Here is a 15226-nt window from a genome sequence, read left to right as displayed (position 1 = left end):
GAATGCGATCTTGCGTCTGCTCGCCGGAACTACCGGCCGATCCGCCGCGGCACCGTCACGGTGGCCAGCTTGTCGGGATTGCGCATGGCATAGAAGTTGGTGATCTTGCCGTCGATCACCTCGACGGAAACGATTCCCTCGAGCTTGTCCCCGAGGTAGAGCACCAGGGCGGGGGCGCTGTTGTAGATCGCCGGCTCCGCCCGGCCGTCGGGGCCGCCCAGGCGGATCAGGCCCATGACGAGCTTGGCCACCCGATCAGCACCCGAGACCGGCCTGCGCGCCGCACTCACCTTGCCGTCGCTGTCTGCGGTCCACACCACGTCCGGGGCGAGCATCGCCATCAGTCCGTCGAGGTCGCCGGTGGCGGCCGCGGTGAAGAACCGCGTGGTGATCTCGGTGGACAACTGGGGGTCGACGGGCTCGAACCGCTTGCGGCGGGACTGCACATGTTCGCGGGCGCGGTGCGCCATCTGGCGCACCGAGGCCGTCGACTTCCCGAGCGTCGCGCCGATCTCCTCGTGCCCGAAGCCGAACACCTCCCGCAGAACGAACACCGCGCGCTCGTCGGGGGTCAGCGTCTCCAGCACCACGAGCATCGCCATCGAGACCGACTCCGCCAGCACCACATCGGCGGACGGGTCCGCTTCGGTCAGCAACGGCTCGGGCAGCCAGGGGCCAACGTAGTCCTCGCGCCGTCGCGACTGTGCCCGCAGCGCGTTGAGCGCCTGCCGGGTGACCAGCCGAGCCAGGTAGGCCTTGGTGTCTGTCACACCTGCCAGGTCCACCTCGGCCCAGCGCAGGTAGCTCTCCTGCAGGACGTCGTCGGATTCCGTTGCGCTGCCCAGGATCTCGTAGGCGATGGTGAACAGCAACGGCCTCAGGTGGGTGAACCGGTCGGCGTGTTCGCTCACGACGGCACCGGCTGGGCCGCCAGTTTCTCCTGACGCTTGCCGCCCTTGAGCCAGAAGTAGCTTCCCGGCTTGCGGGCCTCACGGGACAGGAACGAGATCGTTCCCTTGCAGACCGCCTCCTTGATACCGGCCGCGGCCCGTCCGCCGATGTAGAGCGGCATCACGCGGTCGTCGAGGTGGGCGATCTGGATCAGACCTGCCGTGCGGCCGAGGCTGATGCACTGGCCGGTGAACGCCTGGTTGAGCGGCTTCGGCGTGGTACCGGCGATCCGGCTCAACACCGTGTTCGCGGCCTGCGCCCCGAGCGGGAGAGCGGCCTGGCAGCTCATGCGCAGCGGCAGGTCCGACGGCGCGGACGCGTCGCCGGCGGCCACGATGCGGGGATCGTCGACACTGGTCAGTGTCTCGTCGGTCACCAACCGGCCGATGGCGTCGGTGGTCAACCCGCTGCGCGCCGCCAGGTCGGGCACCCCGAAACCCACGGTCCAGATCGTCACCGCGCTGGCCACGCGGCGACCGTCGGCCAGCACCACCGCGTCGGGACGCACCTCGGTGACGGTGGCGCCCGGCCCGTCGATCAGGTCGACGCCGAGTGTGGTCATCCGCTTGGCGGCGGCGCGGCGGGCCCGCGTGCTCAGATACGGCCCCAGCACGCTGCCGCAGACCAGCGTTACGCGCCGGCCTTCGTCGGCGAGTTCCGCGGCCGTCTCCAGTCCGGTGGGCCCGGCTCCGACCACGCAGATCGGGGCGTCGGCCGGTGCCGCGGTTACGGCGGCGCGCAGCGGAGCGCCGTGTTCGTATTCGGAGATCGGAAACGCGAACTGCGCCGCGCCCGGCACCGTCGAGGTGGCGCCGGTGCTGCCGACGGCATAGATGAGGTAGTCGTAGTCCAGGGTGCCGCCCGATGCGAGTTCGACCCGGCGGTCGGCGGCGTCGATCCTCGTGACGGAATCCACGACGAGCGTGATGCCGTCGCCGAGCACCTCGGCGTAGTCGACCACCGCGTCGTCGGATCCGGTCACGAATTGGTGCAGCCGGATCCGCTCGACGAACGACGCCCGCGGGTTCACCAACGTGATGTCGATGCGCTCGTCGATGCGCAGGTGATTGGCTGCCAGGACGCCGGCGTATCCGCCGCCGACGACGAGGACCCTGGTGAACTTCGCGGTCATGGTGTCTGCCTTTCTCTCGGACATGCCCCCAAGACACCGGTGACCGCCGAAGTGTGACATGGCGTGATGCACATCACATAGAGAAAGAAGTCAGTCCGCCTGGTACCGCGGGAAGACGCCCGACGGGGCGGGCAGCGCCGTCCCGGGCGCCAGCGGAGTCGCGACTGCTGCGAACGTGCGCTGGTCCTCGCGCTGACCGAGCAGGTCCAGCAGTTTGGCGGCGGAGGCCGGCATCACCGGTTGCACCAGGAGCGCGGCGACCCGGACCGCCTCCAGCGTCACGTAGAGCACCGTGCGGAACCGCTCCTGGTCGGCCGGGGCGTCGGACTTGCGCAGCACCCACGGCTCCTGTTTGGAGAAGTAGCGGTTGGCCGCCCCCAGCATCAGCCAGATGGTTTCCAGCGCGTTGTTCATCGCCGGCACGTCGAAGTGGACCCGGACCGCGGAGAGCAGCTCGTCGCCCGCGAGCCGGAGCAGCTCGCGATCGTCGTCGGTGAGGTCGCCAGGCTCGGGCACGATGCCGTTTAGGTTCTTGTTCACCATGGACAGCGACCGCTGGGCCAAGTTGCCCAGCTCGTTGGCGAGGTCGGTGTTGATCCGGCCGATGATCGCCTCGTCGCTGTAGCTGCCGTCCTGTCCGAACGGCACCTCCCGCAGCAGGAAGTAGCGCACCGCGTCGAGCCCGAATTCGTCGACAAGCGCCATCGGATCGACCACGTTGCCGACCGACTTGCTCATCTTCTCGCCCTTGACGTTGATGAAGCCGTGGGCGAAGACCCGCCGCGGAAGCTCGATGCCCGCCGACATCAGGAACGCCGGCCAGTACACCGTGTGGAACCGGACGATGTCCTTGCCGATGACGTGCAGATCGGCCGGCCAGTACTTGCCGAACGACTCCGACGACGTGTCGGGGAAGCCCACGCCGGTCAGGTAGTTCGTCAACGCGTCCACCCACACGTACATGACGTGGTCGGGGTGATCGGGGACCGGAACGCCCCAGTCGAACGTGGTCCGCGAGATCGACAGGTCGCGCAGGCCGGTGGCGACGAAGCTGACGACCTCGTTGCGCCGGACGTCGGGGCCGATGAACTCCGGATGCGACTCGTAGTGCGCGAGCAGGCGTTCGGTGTAGGCCGACAGCCGGAAGAAGTACGTCTGCTCCTCGGTCCACGTGACCGGGGTGCCCGTCTCGATCGAGTACCGCGTGCCGTCGGCGCGCTCCTCCAGTTCGTCCTCGGCGAAGAAGCGCTCGTCACGCACCGAGTACCAGCCGGAGTAGGAGTCGAGATAGATGTCGCCCGCGGCGTTCATGCGGTTCCAGATCTCGATGGACGCCCGGGTGTGGTCGTCGTCGGTGGTCCGGATGAAGCGGTCGAACGTGATGCCGAGCTTCTCCTGCATCGCCTGGAAGGCGTCCGAGTTGCGCCGCGCCAACTCGGCGGTCGGGATGCCCTCCGCGGCGGCGGTCTGCGCCATCTTCAGACCGTGCACGTCGGTGCCGGTCAGGAAGCGCACGTCGAAGCCGTCGAGCCGCTTGAAGCGGGCGATCGCGTCGGTGGCGATCTTCTCGTAGGCGTGGCCGACGTGCGGTGCCCCGTTGGGGTAGTCGATGGCGGTGGTGATGTAGTACGGCGTCTTGCTCATCAGAAGGTCACTTTAGGGTGTATGACGTGAGCGCCCGCGAAAGACGCAGTGAGCCGCCGCCGATCCCAGAGCCGCTCGCCCCCCTGGTCGACGCTCACACCCACCTGGACGCCTGCGGTGCGCGCGATGCCGACGACGTGCGCGCGATCCTGGACCGTGCCGGTGCGGCGGGCGTTGCGGCTGTCGTCACGATCGCCGACGATCTGGAGTCCGCGCGCTGGGCGGCCGAAGCCGCGGACTGGGACCCGCGTGTCTATGCCGCCGTGGCCCTGCATCCCACCCGGGCCGACGGGCTCACCGCGGAGGCGCAGACGGTGATCGAACGCCTGGCTGCCCACCCCCGGGTGGTGGCGATCGGGGAGACGGGGATGGATCTCTACTGGCCGGGTCGTCTCGAGGGCTGCGCCGACCCCGCCGAGCAGCGGGAGGCGTTCGCCTGGCACATCGACCTCGCCAAACGCACCGGAAAACCGTTGATGATCCACAATCGGGACGCCGATGCGGCCGTGCTCGACGTGCTGCGCGCCGAGGGCGCCCCCGAGACTGTGATCTTCCACTGCTTTTCCTCCGACGCCGCGATGGCGCGCACCTGCGTCGACGCCGGGTGGCTGCTGAGTCTGTCGGGGACGGTCAGCTTCAAGAATGCCCGTGAGCTGCGGGAAGCGGTGCCGTTGATCCCGGCGGATCAGCTGCTGGTCGAGACGGACGCACCGTTTCTCACCCCGCACCCGTTCCGCGGGGCGCCGAATGAGCCCTATTGCCTCCCTTACACTGTGCGAGCGCTGGCCGACCTCGTCGGCCGGCCCGCGGAAACGCTCGCCGAGGAGAGTTTCGCGACGGCGGTACGTGCCTATGGGCTGGCGAGTTGCTCGTTGTAGGCCGGTTCGTTACCGTCTTGTGATCAATCACGACGTGGACAACGGGTTTTTTGTGCCGCCCGCGCCGCGCTAGTCGGAGATAGACGACATTTTGAATGCATTGACAAAACTTCATCAGACACGGTCGCCCCTCCTGCGGTTTCTGGTTGCCGCAACTTTGCTGGCTCTGGTTTTCGCCGGTGGAACCGCCGTCGCTGCCCACAAGACTGTGACCCTGACCGTCGACGGCGCGTCGGTGACGGTGCCGACGATGAAGTCCCGCGTCATCGATGTCGTCCGCGAAAACGGGTTCGACGTCGGAGAACGGGACGATCTTTTTCCTGCGGCCGACACCCCCGTGCATCAGTCCGACACGATCGTCCTGCGGCGCAGCCGGCCGTTGGAGATCTCGACAGACGGTGGCGGTGCCGAGCAGGTCTGGACCACGGCGTCGACCGTCGATGAGGCGCTGTCGCAGCTGCAGATGACCGACAAAGCTCCCGTCGCGGCGTCGCGCGGGAGCCGCCTTCCCCTCGACGGAATGGCACTTCCGGTGGTCAGCCCCAAAAACGTGCAAATAGAGGACGCCGGTGCGGTGCGCACCGTGCGGCTGGCGGCGCCCAATGTCGGGAGCCTGTTAGAAGCCGCCGGAGCCCCTCTTCAGCAAAGCGACAGCGTGATTCCAGCACCGTCGGCACCCATCGTCGATGGCATGCACGTGAAAGTCACCCGCGTCCGGATCGCCAAAGTCACCGAGCGCCTGCCGCTCACACCGAACAACAAGCGCATCGAAGACGTGACACTGAACATGAGTCGCCAAATTGTGGAGGACGCGGGAAATCCTGGTGTACAGGACGTCACTTTCGCGGTGGCGACGGTTAACGGAGTCGAAACCGGCAGGCTGCCAGTAGCCAATGTCGTCGTCACTCCGGCGCGCGATGGTGTGCTGAGAGTGGGCGCCAAGCCGGGTACCGAGGTGCCTCCGGTGGCCCGCGGAGCCACCTGGGATGCCCTGGCACGGTGCGAAGCCGGAGGTAATTGGGCCATCAATACCGGCAACGGCTATTTCGGTGGCGTTCAATTTGATCAAAACACCTGGGAGCGCAGCGGTGGTCTGCGGTATGCTCAGCGAGCGGATCTGGCAACAAGAGAAGAGCAGATCGCGATTGCTGAGGTAACTCGGGCGCGCCAAGGTTGGGGGGCGTGGCCGACCTGTAGTGGGAGGATCGGTGCGTCGTGACAATACGACTGCTCGGGCGAACTGAGATTCGGCATCTGGCTAAGTCGATCGATTTCCGACCTCGGAAGTCATTCGGACAGAATTTCGTGCACGACGCCAACACGGTGCGCCGAATAGTGTCCGCTTCCAGCATCAATCGGAACGATCACGTCCTCGAGGTCGGTCCGGGCCTGGGTTCGTTGACGCTTGCGCTGCTCGACCGGGGCGCCAAGGTCACCGCGGTGGAGATCGACCCGGTGCTGGCCGCGCAACTGCCGACGACGATCGCCACGCATTCGCACAGCGAGGTCAACCGGCTCACCGTGCTGAACCGGGACATCCTGACGTTCAAGCAGTCGGACATGACCGAGATGCCGACGGCGCTGGTGGCGAACCTGCCGTACAACGTCGCGGTGCCGGCTTTGCTGCATCTGCTCGCCGAGTTCCCGTCCATCCGCACCGTGATGGTGATGGTGCAGGCGGAGGTCGCCGAGCGTCTGGCCGCCGAGCCCGGCGGTAAGGACTACGGCGTGCCGAGCGCCAAGGTGCGCTTCTTCGGCAATGTGCGCCGCTACGGCATGGTGTCGCCGACGGTGTTCTGGCCTATCCCGCGGGTCTACTCCGGTCTGGTCCGGATCGACCGCTACGAGACGTCCGAGTGGCCGACCGACCCCGAGTTCCAGGAGAAGGTCTTCGAGCTCATCGACGTCGCCTTCGCGCAGCGGCGCAAGACCTCCCGCAATGCGTTCGCCGAGTGGGCCGGTTCCGGCAACGAGTCGGCCAGCAGGCTGCTCGCGGCCAGCATCGACCCGTCCCGTCGCGGCGAGACGTTGAGCATCAAAGAGTTCGTCCGGCTGCTGCAGCGCTCCGACGACTGGCATGTGGTGGACAAGGCCGCGGCCGACTCGGACGTCACTGCCGAGCCTGCCGCCGCCGAGGACACTCAGGTTCCGACGGTCTGAATCCCCAGAGCTTCACTGATCGGCTCCGGCTACTCGCCGGGGCCGATCTTTTTCTGGCCGTCGGCGTTGTCCCTGTCGCGGAGCTCCTGCATCAGAGGAGTGTCCGCCTTGATGGGGTAGTTGCCGGTGATGCCGATCCGCTCGCGCGCCACCTCCATCACGCGACCGCGGACCGCGTACCAGCCGCCGATCAGAGCCGGGACGATGATCAGCAATGCGATCAGGTTCCAGTAGTTCTCGTAGCACATCAGCGCGGTGACGCCGAAGAGGAAGGCCAGCGTCGCGTAGCTCGTGTAGGGGGTGGCCCACAGCCGGAACGACGGGCGGTTCAGGATCCCCTTCTTCGACCAGCGGTACAGCTGGATCTGACAGATGACGATGATGGCCCACGACGAGATGATGCCCAGCGCCGACAGATCCAGCGCGATGTTGAACGCTTCGGCAGGTACCACCAGGTTCAGAATCACGCCGATCACGGTGAAGCCCGCGGTCAGGGCGATCCCGGCGAACGGCACACCCCGGCGCGTCATCTTCCCGGTGAATTGCGGGGCGCTGCCGTTGAGCGCCATCGACCGCAGGATCCGGCCCGTCGAGTACAGCCCGGCGTTGAGGCTGGACATGGCGGCGGTCAGCACCACGAAGTTCATGATGTCGCCTGCGGCCGGCACCCCGATGCTGGAGAAGAACGTCACGAACGGGCTCTCGCCCTGCTTGTAACTGGTGTACGGCAACATCAGCGCCAGCAGTACCAGTGACCCCACGTAGAACACCGCGATGCGAAACACCACCGAGTTGATCGCCTTGGGCATCACCTTGTCGGGATTCTCCGTTTCCCCGGCCGCCGTTCCCACCAGTTCGACGGCGGCATAGGCGAAGATGACACCCGAGGTGATGATCACCAGTTGCAGTAGTCCGTTCGGCAGAATGCCCCCGTTGTCGGCGATCACCGAGACGCCGGTCGGCTGACCCTCGATGGTGAAACGCCCGGCAAGGAAGATGATGCCGACAACCAGAAACGTCACCAGCGCAACAACTTTGATCAGTGCTGCCCAGAATTCCATCTCGCCGAACAGCTTCACCGAGATCATGTTCACGGTGAGCACGATGACCAGCGCGATGAGGGCGATGGTCCACTGCGGGATGGCTTCGAACGCGCCCCAGTAGTGCATGTACAGCGCGATCGCGGTGACGTCCACGATCGCCGTGCAGGCCCAGTTGAAGAAGTACATCCACCCGGCGACGTATGCGGCTTTCTCCCCGAGGAATTCGCGCGCATAGGACACGAACGAACCCGAGGAGGGGCGGTGCAGCACCAACTCCCCGAGGGCCCGCAGGATGAAGAACACGAAGACGCCGCACACCGCATAGACGATGAACAGGCCAGGCCCCGCGGTGTTCATCCGTCCGCCCGCGCCCATGAACAGGCCGGTGCCGATCGCCCCACCGATGGCGATCATCTGGAGCTGGCGGGGTTTGAGCCCTTTGTGGTAGCCCTCCTCCTCGTGAGCGAGAGCCGAGTTGTCGTACTGCAGAGCAGATCCCATGAGCGCGACGCTAGACCTGTTGTGGGCGGTTGCAACCTGGGCGCGGTAAACCTTGGGTTACGCGGCGCCGGAATGGAATTGACGTTTCAGTCACGGATGATGCGGGTAACCAGCGCCGCAAATTCGGTGCAGGACTGGTAGCGGTCCGCCGGCGCCTTGGCCATGGCCTTGGCCAGGACGGAGTCGAAAGCCCTTGGCAGCCAATCGATATCATGCGATGGACGCGGTGGAGCCCGGTGAAGCTGTGAGTCGGCCAGCGCAGCCTGGGTAGTTGCTGTGAACGGTGGTGAGCCGGTGATCAATTCGACCGCCGTGCAGGCCAGCGCATAGACATCGGTGGCGCCCGTGACGGCCGCTCCGGTCAGGAGTTCCGGCGGGGAGTACGGCAGGGAGGCGGTGACGTAGGTGGTGTGTGGCACGGCGCTCTCTCCTGCGGAGCGCGCGTTGCCGAAGTCGACGAGCATCGCGCCGTCCTGATAAAAGTCCTGGGCGACAAGAATGTTGGACGGCTTCACATCGCAGTGGACGACACCGTGCGCGTGGATGTAGTCAAGGGCGTCGGCGATCTGGGTCAGTGCGGCCACCCGATTCGGGACCGGCGCGAGGTTGGTGACAGGCCCGCCGCCGGCGTACTCCATCGCCAGCCAGCCGGTTCCGCTGCCGAAGATCTCGACGACGTGGGGGTGGCGCAATCGTTGTGCGTAGTCGGCTTCTCGGCGCAGCCGCGCCTGTTCCGACGCGCCATCGCGTCCTGCCGTGAGGATCTTCAGCGCGACGATGCGGTCGGGGGAGCGGACGTCGTGGGCGCGGTACACCGTTGCCGTTCCGCCGCGGCCCGCTGTCGCGTCGATGACATAGTCCTCGAAGCGATCGCCCGGCGACAGCATCCGGCCAGCCTAGGGTGCACCGTCGCTCGTTGCGGAGTTAATGTCGTGCGGTGTCCGCACGCGACGGTAATACGGCCTCCGAGTGGGTTCCCACCGGCTCGGTCACGGTTCGGGTGCCCGGCAAGGTCAATCTGTATCTGGATGTGGGTGACCGCCGTGACGACGGTTATCACGAGCTGACCACCGTCTTCCATGCGGTGTCGCTGCTCGACGAGGTCACGGTCCGCAACGCCGACGCGCTGTCGCTGGAGATGTCGGGTGAGGGGGCTGACAGCCTGCCCGCCGATCACCGCAACCTCGCATGGCGGGCCGCCGAGCTGATGGCCGAACACGTCGGCCGCGCCCCCGATGTCGAGATCTCGATCGAGAAGACCATTCCGGTGGCAGGCGGGATGGCCGGCGGCAGTGCAGATGCGGCCGCGGTTCTGGTGGCGATGAATTCCTTGTGGGAGCTCGGGGTGCCGCGTCGCGACCTGCATGCGCTGGCGGCGCAGCTGGGCAGCGACGTGCCGTTCGCGTTGCACGGGGGTACGGCCTTGGGAACCGGCCGGGGCGAGGAGCTCGCCACCGTGCTGGCCCGCAACACCTTCCACTGGGTGCTGGCGTTCTCGCCGGGAGGCCTGTCCACCGCCAAGGTGTTCGCCGAGATCGATCGGCTGCGCGCCGAGGAGGACCGCACGCTTCCGCCGCGCCTGGAATCGCCGGATCCGGTCCTGGCCGCACTGGCGTCGGGGGACGCGAAGCAGCTGGCGGGCCTGCTCGGCAATGATCTGCAGCCCGCCGCGCTGAGCCTGGATCCGGCGTTGCGGCGCACCCTCCGTGCGGGTGTGGATGCGGGCGCCCTCGCGGGCGTGGTCTCCGGGTCAGGGCCCACGTGCGCGTTCCTGTGCACCTCGGCCGGCGCCGCCATCGACATCGGCACGGAACTGGCCGGAGCGGGTGTGTGCCGCACGGTGCGCGTCGCGAGCGGGCCGGTGCAGGGTGCCCGGGTGGTGCCGAGTCCCTCGCCGGTGGACTGAGTACGTCAAGCAACGGTCACGGAAGGGTGTGACGCACGACTCAATTGTCGCGCGCGTTTGGCAGTTACTTAAGAGTTGCCTAAGATGATCGACGGTGAGAGCTAGCGGTCGAGTACTGGACGGATCGAGTTCCCCCACCGGTGTGACCGGCGGGCCGCGAACTGGATGGGTCACTGACTCCAAGCACGCTCACAGAACATCACCGATTCGAGACACAACCGCTCCCCAACTGTGTGCGCGCCTCCGTGAAAAGGCTCCTCATCAGGCGGAGCATGGCAAACGGGCATGTGCACCGGGGCAGATGTCGGCGAGGAGGTCGTCGTGAGCAGATTCACCGAGAAGATGTATCGCAGTGCCCACACCACGGGTAAGGGCATGGTCACCGGAGAGCCGCACGTGCCGGTCCGTCACACCTGGGGTGAGGTCCACGAGCGGGCGAAGCGCATCGCCGGCGGCCTCGCCGCCGCCGGAGTTGGCCTCGGCGACGCCGTCGGCGTGCTGGCCGGATTCCCGGTCGAGATCGCGCCCACCGCGCAGGGCCTGTGGATGCGCGGCGCAAGCCTCACCATGCTGCACCAGCCCACGCCCCGCACCGACCTGGTGGTCTGGGCCGAGGACACCATGAACGTCATCGGGATGATCGAGGCCAAGGCCGTCATCGTCTCCGATCCCTTCCTCGTCGCCATCCCGGTGCTCGAGGAGAAGGGCATCAAGGTCCTCACCGTCACGGATCTTCTGGAGTCCGAGCCCATCGAGCCCATCGAGGTCGGCGAGGACGACCTGGCGCTCATGCAGTTGACCTCGGGGTCCACCGGTTCTCCCAAGGCCGTCCAGATCACGCATCGCAACATCCACTCCAACGCCGAGGCGATGTTCATCGGTGCCCAGTACGACGTCGAGACGGACGTCATGGTCAGTTGGCTGCCGTGCTTCCACGACATGGGCATGGTCGGATTCCTGACCATTCCGATGTACTTCGGCGCCGAGCTGGTCAAGGTCACCCCGATGGACTTCCTCAGCGACACCCTGCTGTGGGCCAAGCTCATCGACAAGTACAAGGGCACGATGACCGCGGCCCCGAACTTCGCCTACGCGCTGTTCGCCAAGCGGCTGCGCCGCCAGGCCAAGCCGGGCCAGTTCGACCTGTCCACGCTGCGTTTCGCGCTCTCCGGCGCCGAGCCCGTCGAACCGGCCGACGTCGAGGATCTGCTCGACGCGGGCAAGCCGTTCGGATTGCAGCCGGGCGCCATCCTGCCTGCCTATGGCATGGCCGAGACCACGCTGGCGGTGTCGTTCTCACCGTGCGGTGCGGGCCTGGTCGTCGACGAGGTCGATGCCGACCTGCTCGCGGCGCTGCGGCGCGCAGTGCCGGCCGCCAAGGGCCACACCAAGCGTCTCGCCGAGCTCGGCCCGCTGCTGACCGATCTGGAAGCCCGTGTCATCGACGATCACGGCAACGTCATGCCGCCCCGGGGTGTCGGAGTCATCGAGCTGCGCGGCGAGTGTGTGACGCCGGGCTACATGACCATGGGCGGTTTCATCCCGGCGCAGGACGAGCAGGGCTGGTACGACACCGGCGACCTGGGCTACCTGACCGAGGAAGGCAACGTGGTCGTCTGCGGCCGCGTCAAGGACGTCATCATCATGGCCGGCCGCAACATCTACCCGACCGACATCGAACGTGCGGCAGGCCGCGTGGAGGGTGTGCGACCGGGTTGTGCCGTCGCGGTGCGGCTGGATGCCGGACATTCACGGGAGACGTTCGCCGTCGCCGTCGAGTCCAACAACTGGCAGGACCCGGTCGAGGTGCGCCGCATCGAGCACCAGGTCGCGCACGAGGTTGTCGCCGAGGTCGATGTGCGGCCACGCAACGTCGTCGTGCTGGGCCCTGGCAGCATCCCCAAGACATCGTCGGGCAAGCTGCGCCGCTCCACCTCGGTCTCACTCGTCACCTAGCCCCGTTACGCGAGCGCGCGGTGCAGGGGCGGGAAATCGACTGGCCGGATGTCGGGGGTCGCCCGTAGCGTCGGGGTCATGGCATCCCCTCCCGCGATCGAGGCCGTCGACCTGGTGAAGCGGTACGGCAGCGAGAACGCGGTCGACGGTGTCAGCTTCACGGTGGCCGCAGGCACCGTACTCGGCCTGCTCGGGCCCAACGGCGCAGGCAAGACCACCACGGTCCGCATGATGACCACGCTCACCGAGCCCACCAGCGGTACCGCGCGGGTGGCGGGCTACGACGTCCGCACCGAGCCGGATCAGGTGCGCCGCCACATGGGTCTCACCGGCCAGGTGGCCACCGTCGACGAACTGCTGACCGGGCGCGAGAACATCCGGATGATCGGCAGCCTCTACGGCATCCGGCGCAAAGACCTCGACAGGCTGGGCGATCAACTGCTGCATCAGTTCTCGCTGACCGACGCGGCCGACCGGACGGTCAAGTCCTATTCCGGGGGTATGCGGCGCAGGCTGGATCTCGCGGTCAGCCTGCTCGCCTCTCCTCCGGTGCTCTTCCTCGATGAGCCGACCACCGGTCTGGATCCGCAGAGCCGCAGCGAACTGTGGGATGTGCTGCGCGGACTGGTGGCGCAGGGCACCACGTTGTTGCTCACCACGCAGTATCTCGAGGAGGCCGACCAGCTCGCCGACAACATCGTCGTCATCGACCGCGGCCGCATCATCGCCGAGGGCTCTCCGCTGGAACTCAAGCAGCAGGCCGGCAAGGCCAGCCTGGTGGTCACCGTGACCGACACGGCCCACCTCGACCCCGCCCGCGCCCTGCTGGGCCGGACGGGCGCCGAGGTGTTCGTCGACGCCGGTGCCCGCAGGCTGACCGCCTCAGCGGACGGGCTCGACGACATGATCCGGGTGGCGGAACTCCTGCGCGACGGCGGCATCGGCGTCGACGACATCGGACTGTCCCGGCCCAGTCTGGACGATGTGTTCCTGACGCTCACCGGCCACCGCACCGACGACATCGAGGAGGCAGGCGCATGACCGCGCTCGACACCGAGTCCACGACTCCGATCCTGCCGAAGCCGGTCCCGGCGCGGCCCACCAACCTTGCGCAACAGTCGTGGATCATGGTGAAACGCAACATGATCCACACCAAGCGGATGCCCGAGATGCTCAGTGATGTCACGGCACAGCCGATCATGTTCGTGTTGCTGTTCGCGTTCGTCTTCGGTGCATCGATCACCAACACCGGGGGAGCGTCCTACCGGGAATTCCTGCTGCCCGGCATCCAGGCCCAGACCATCGTGTTCTCGGCGTTCGTCGTGGCGGCGGGCATCACCGCCGATGTCGAGAAGGGCATCATCGACCGCTTTCGCTCGCTGCCGATCTCGCGGTCGTCGGTGCTGATCGGGCGCAGCATCGCCAGCGTCATCCATTCGTCGCTGGGTGTGGTGGTGATGGCACTCACCGGGCTCGCCATCGGCTGGCGCATCCGCAACGGCGTCGGCGAAGCCGTGCTGGCCTTTGCCCTGCTGCTGGTGTTCGGCTTCGGCATGATCTGGTTCGGCATCCTCATCGGCTCGCTCATGCGGACGGTGGAGGCGGTCAACGGCGTCATGTTCACGGCACTGTTCCCGGTGACGTTCCTGGCCAACACCTTCGTGCCCACCGAACCGATGCCGCACTGGTTGCGGGTGATCGCCGAATGGAACCCGGTGTCGTCGTTGGCCCAGGCGATGCGCGAGCTGTGGGGCAACGGGGGACCGGCGCCCGCGAGTGCGCAGCTGCCTCTGCATCATCCGGTGCTGGCCACGGTGCTGTGGTCGCTGACGTTGACCGCGGTGTTCGCCCCCGTCGCGCTGTACGCCTACAAGCGCAGGACCGCGAACTGATGCGCTGAGAAATGCCGCGGCGCAGTACCCATCACACAGCTGGGTATAGTCTGCTATATTCAGCCACATGGTGGACAAGTTGCCGTCGCGGTTGGCCGACCATCCCACGGTGCGCGCGATGCGGTCACGGCCGGCCCGTCCGCCCGGCGTCATCGACGCCGCGTGGCTGCGAGACGTGTGTCTGGAGGCGGGGGTCGACGACGTCGGCTTCGCCCGTGTCGCCGACCCGCAGCTGGCCTCGGAGCTGCCGTACGTGGAAGAGGCGCTGCCCGGCGCCGTGAGCTATCTGTCGCTGGTGGTCAAGATGAACCGCGACAACGTGCGCTCGACCGCCCGCAGCGTCGCCAACCAGGAGTTCCACCGCAGCGGCGAGATCATGAACGAGGCGGCACACCGCATCACCCGCGCGCTGCAGGACGCCGGTCATCGCGTGGTGAATCCGTCGGCCACGTTCCCGATGGAGATGGACCGATACCCCGGCCGCATCTGGGTCGTCGCCCACAAGCCGGTCGCGGTCGCCGCGGGCATGGGCGCGATGGGAATCCACCGCAACGTCATCCACCCACGGTTCGGGAACTTCATCCTGCTCGGCACGGTGATCGTGGCGTCGGAGATCAGCGGTTACGATGCGCCGCTTGACTATTCGCCGTGCCTGGAGTGCAAACTGTGCGTTGCCGCGTGCCCGGTGGGAGCGATCAAGAAGAACGGCGATTTCGACTTCTTCGCGTGCTCGGTACACAACTACCGCGAGTTCATGGGCGGCTTCACCGACTGGGTGCAGACCATCGCCGACAGCTCCGACGCCGCCGACTACCGTTCCCGCGTCAGCGATTCGGAGAACGCGTCGATGTGGCAGAGCCTGTCGTTCAAGGCCAACTACAAAGCGGCCTACTGTCTGGCGGTCTGTCCCGCGGGCGAAGAGGTCATCGAGCCCTACCTCGACGACCGCAAGGGTTTCATGGACCTCGTGCTCAAGCCGCTGCAGGACAAGCGCGAAACTCTCTACGTGCTACCCGGTTCCGACGCCGAAGCGCACGCCATCAAGCGCTATCCGCACAAGCCCGTCAAGATCGTCGACAGCGGCATTCGTCGTCGCTGAGCGGCCGAGCCCCCTATGATCACCGGCAGATCCTTCTCAAGAAAGGGGCAGGATGGCCACAATC

The 15226-nt window shown here is 66.8% G+C and carries 13 protein-coding genes; 8 read left to right on the top strand and 5 right to left on the bottom strand.

Annotated features, from left to right (window positions below; all coding sequences use genetic code 11):
- Positions 1-29: 29 nt before the first annotated feature.
- The 3 genes from EL337_RS22515 to metG form a co-directional block, all read right to left on the bottom strand.
- Entirely contained in the window at positions 30-911 is an 882-nt protein-coding gene (locus EL337_RS22515; RefSeq protein ID WP_048632853.1) for an RNA polymerase sigma-70 factor, read from the bottom strand.
- Positions 908-2083, bottom strand: coding sequence for an NAD(P)/FAD-dependent oxidoreductase (locus EL337_RS22510; protein ID WP_109860133.1), 1176 nt, complete (start codon positions 2081-2083; stop codon positions 908-910). Before EL337_RS22510 ends, EL337_RS22515 begins: the two co-directional genes overlap by 4 nt.
- Before the next feature lie 90 nt (positions 2084-2173).
- Positions 2174-3727, bottom strand: a complete 1554-nt coding sequence (metG, locus tag EL337_RS22505) for a methionine--tRNA ligase (protein ID WP_048632855.1) — start codon at positions 3725-3727, stop codon at positions 2174-2176.
- 26 nt (positions 3728-3753) lie between these two features.
- Between metG and EL337_RS22500 the strand changes: the two genes are divergently transcribed.
- The 3 genes from EL337_RS22500 (at position 3754) to rsmA (ending at position 6765) form a co-directional block, all read left to right on the top strand.
- On the top strand, positions 3754-4605 hold the full coding sequence (locus tag EL337_RS22500) for a TatD family hydrolase (RefSeq protein WP_197724140.1): 852 nt from the start codon (positions 3754-3756) through the stop codon (positions 4603-4605).
- Between the two features lie 91 nt (positions 4606-4696).
- The gene (locus EL337_RS22495) at positions 4697-5824 is read left to right on the top strand and encodes a resuscitation-promoting factor (RefSeq protein ID WP_048632857.1); all 1128 of its coding nucleotides are present in this window, start codon (positions 4697-4699) and stop codon (positions 5822-5824) included.
- Positions 5821-6765 carry a 16S rRNA (adenine(1518)-N(6)/adenine(1519)-N(6))-dimethyltransferase RsmA gene (gene rsmA, locus EL337_RS22490; protein ID WP_048632858.1) on the top strand — a complete coding sequence of 315 codons (945 nt, stop codon included), beginning with the start codon at positions 5821-5823 and terminating at the stop codon, positions 6763-6765. Before EL337_RS22495 ends, rsmA begins: the two co-directional genes overlap by 4 nt.
- A 29-nt stretch (positions 6766-6794) precedes the next feature.
- On the opposite strand, the gene EL337_RS22485 is transcribed toward rsmA, so the two are convergent.
- Both EL337_RS22485 and EL337_RS22480 read right to left on the bottom strand, forming a co-directional pair.
- Positions 6795-8309 (bottom strand): amino acid permease, encoded by a 1515-nt coding sequence (locus EL337_RS22485; protein WP_048632859.1) that lies wholly within the window; start codon positions 8307-8309, stop codon positions 6795-6797.
- An 86-nt stretch (positions 8310-8395) separates the two neighbouring features.
- Complete coding sequence (locus tag EL337_RS22480; protein ID WP_048632860.1) at positions 8396-9196, bottom strand: serine/threonine-protein kinase; 801 nt, start codon at positions 9194-9196, stop codon at positions 8396-8398.
- Between the two features lie 50 nt (positions 9197-9246).
- On the opposite strand from EL337_RS22480, the gene EL337_RS22475 reads away from it, so the two are divergent.
- The 5 genes from EL337_RS22475 (at position 9247) to EL337_RS22455 (ending at position 15162) form a co-directional block, all read left to right on the top strand.
- Entirely contained in the window at positions 9247-10215 is a 969-nt protein-coding gene (locus tag EL337_RS22475) for a 4-(cytidine 5'-diphospho)-2-C-methyl-D-erythritol kinase (RefSeq protein WP_048632861.1), read from the top strand.
- Positions 10216-10536: 321 nt separating this feature from the next.
- A complete protein-coding gene (locus EL337_RS22470; protein ID WP_048632978.1) occupies positions 10537-12171 on the top strand; it encodes a fatty acyl-AMP ligase in 1635 nt (544 codons plus the stop codon).
- A 78-nt stretch (positions 12172-12249) separates the two neighbouring features.
- Positions 12250-13212, top strand: coding sequence for an efflux ABC transporter ATPase subunit, DrrA-related (locus tag EL337_RS22465; RefSeq protein ID WP_048632979.1), 963 nt, complete (start codon positions 12250-12252; stop codon positions 13210-13212).
- Positions 13209-14063, top strand: coding sequence for an ABC transporter permease (locus EL337_RS22460; protein ID WP_048632862.1), 855 nt, complete (start codon positions 13209-13211; stop codon positions 14061-14063). Before EL337_RS22465 ends, EL337_RS22460 begins: the two co-directional genes overlap by 4 nt.
- A 67-nt stretch (positions 14064-14130) precedes the next feature.
- Positions 14131-15162, top strand: coding sequence for a 4Fe-4S binding protein (locus tag EL337_RS22455; RefSeq protein WP_048632863.1), 1032 nt, complete (start codon positions 14131-14133; stop codon positions 15160-15162).
- Positions 15163-15226 lie beyond the last annotated feature (64 nt).

The sequence above is a fragment of the Mycolicibacterium aurum genome (assembly GCF_900637195.1).
In the GTDB taxonomy this organism is placed as follows: domain Bacteria; phylum Actinomycetota; class Actinomycetes; order Mycobacteriales; family Mycobacteriaceae; genus Mycobacterium; species Mycobacterium aurum.
This window is presented reverse-complemented; position numbering and strand designations above follow the sequence as displayed.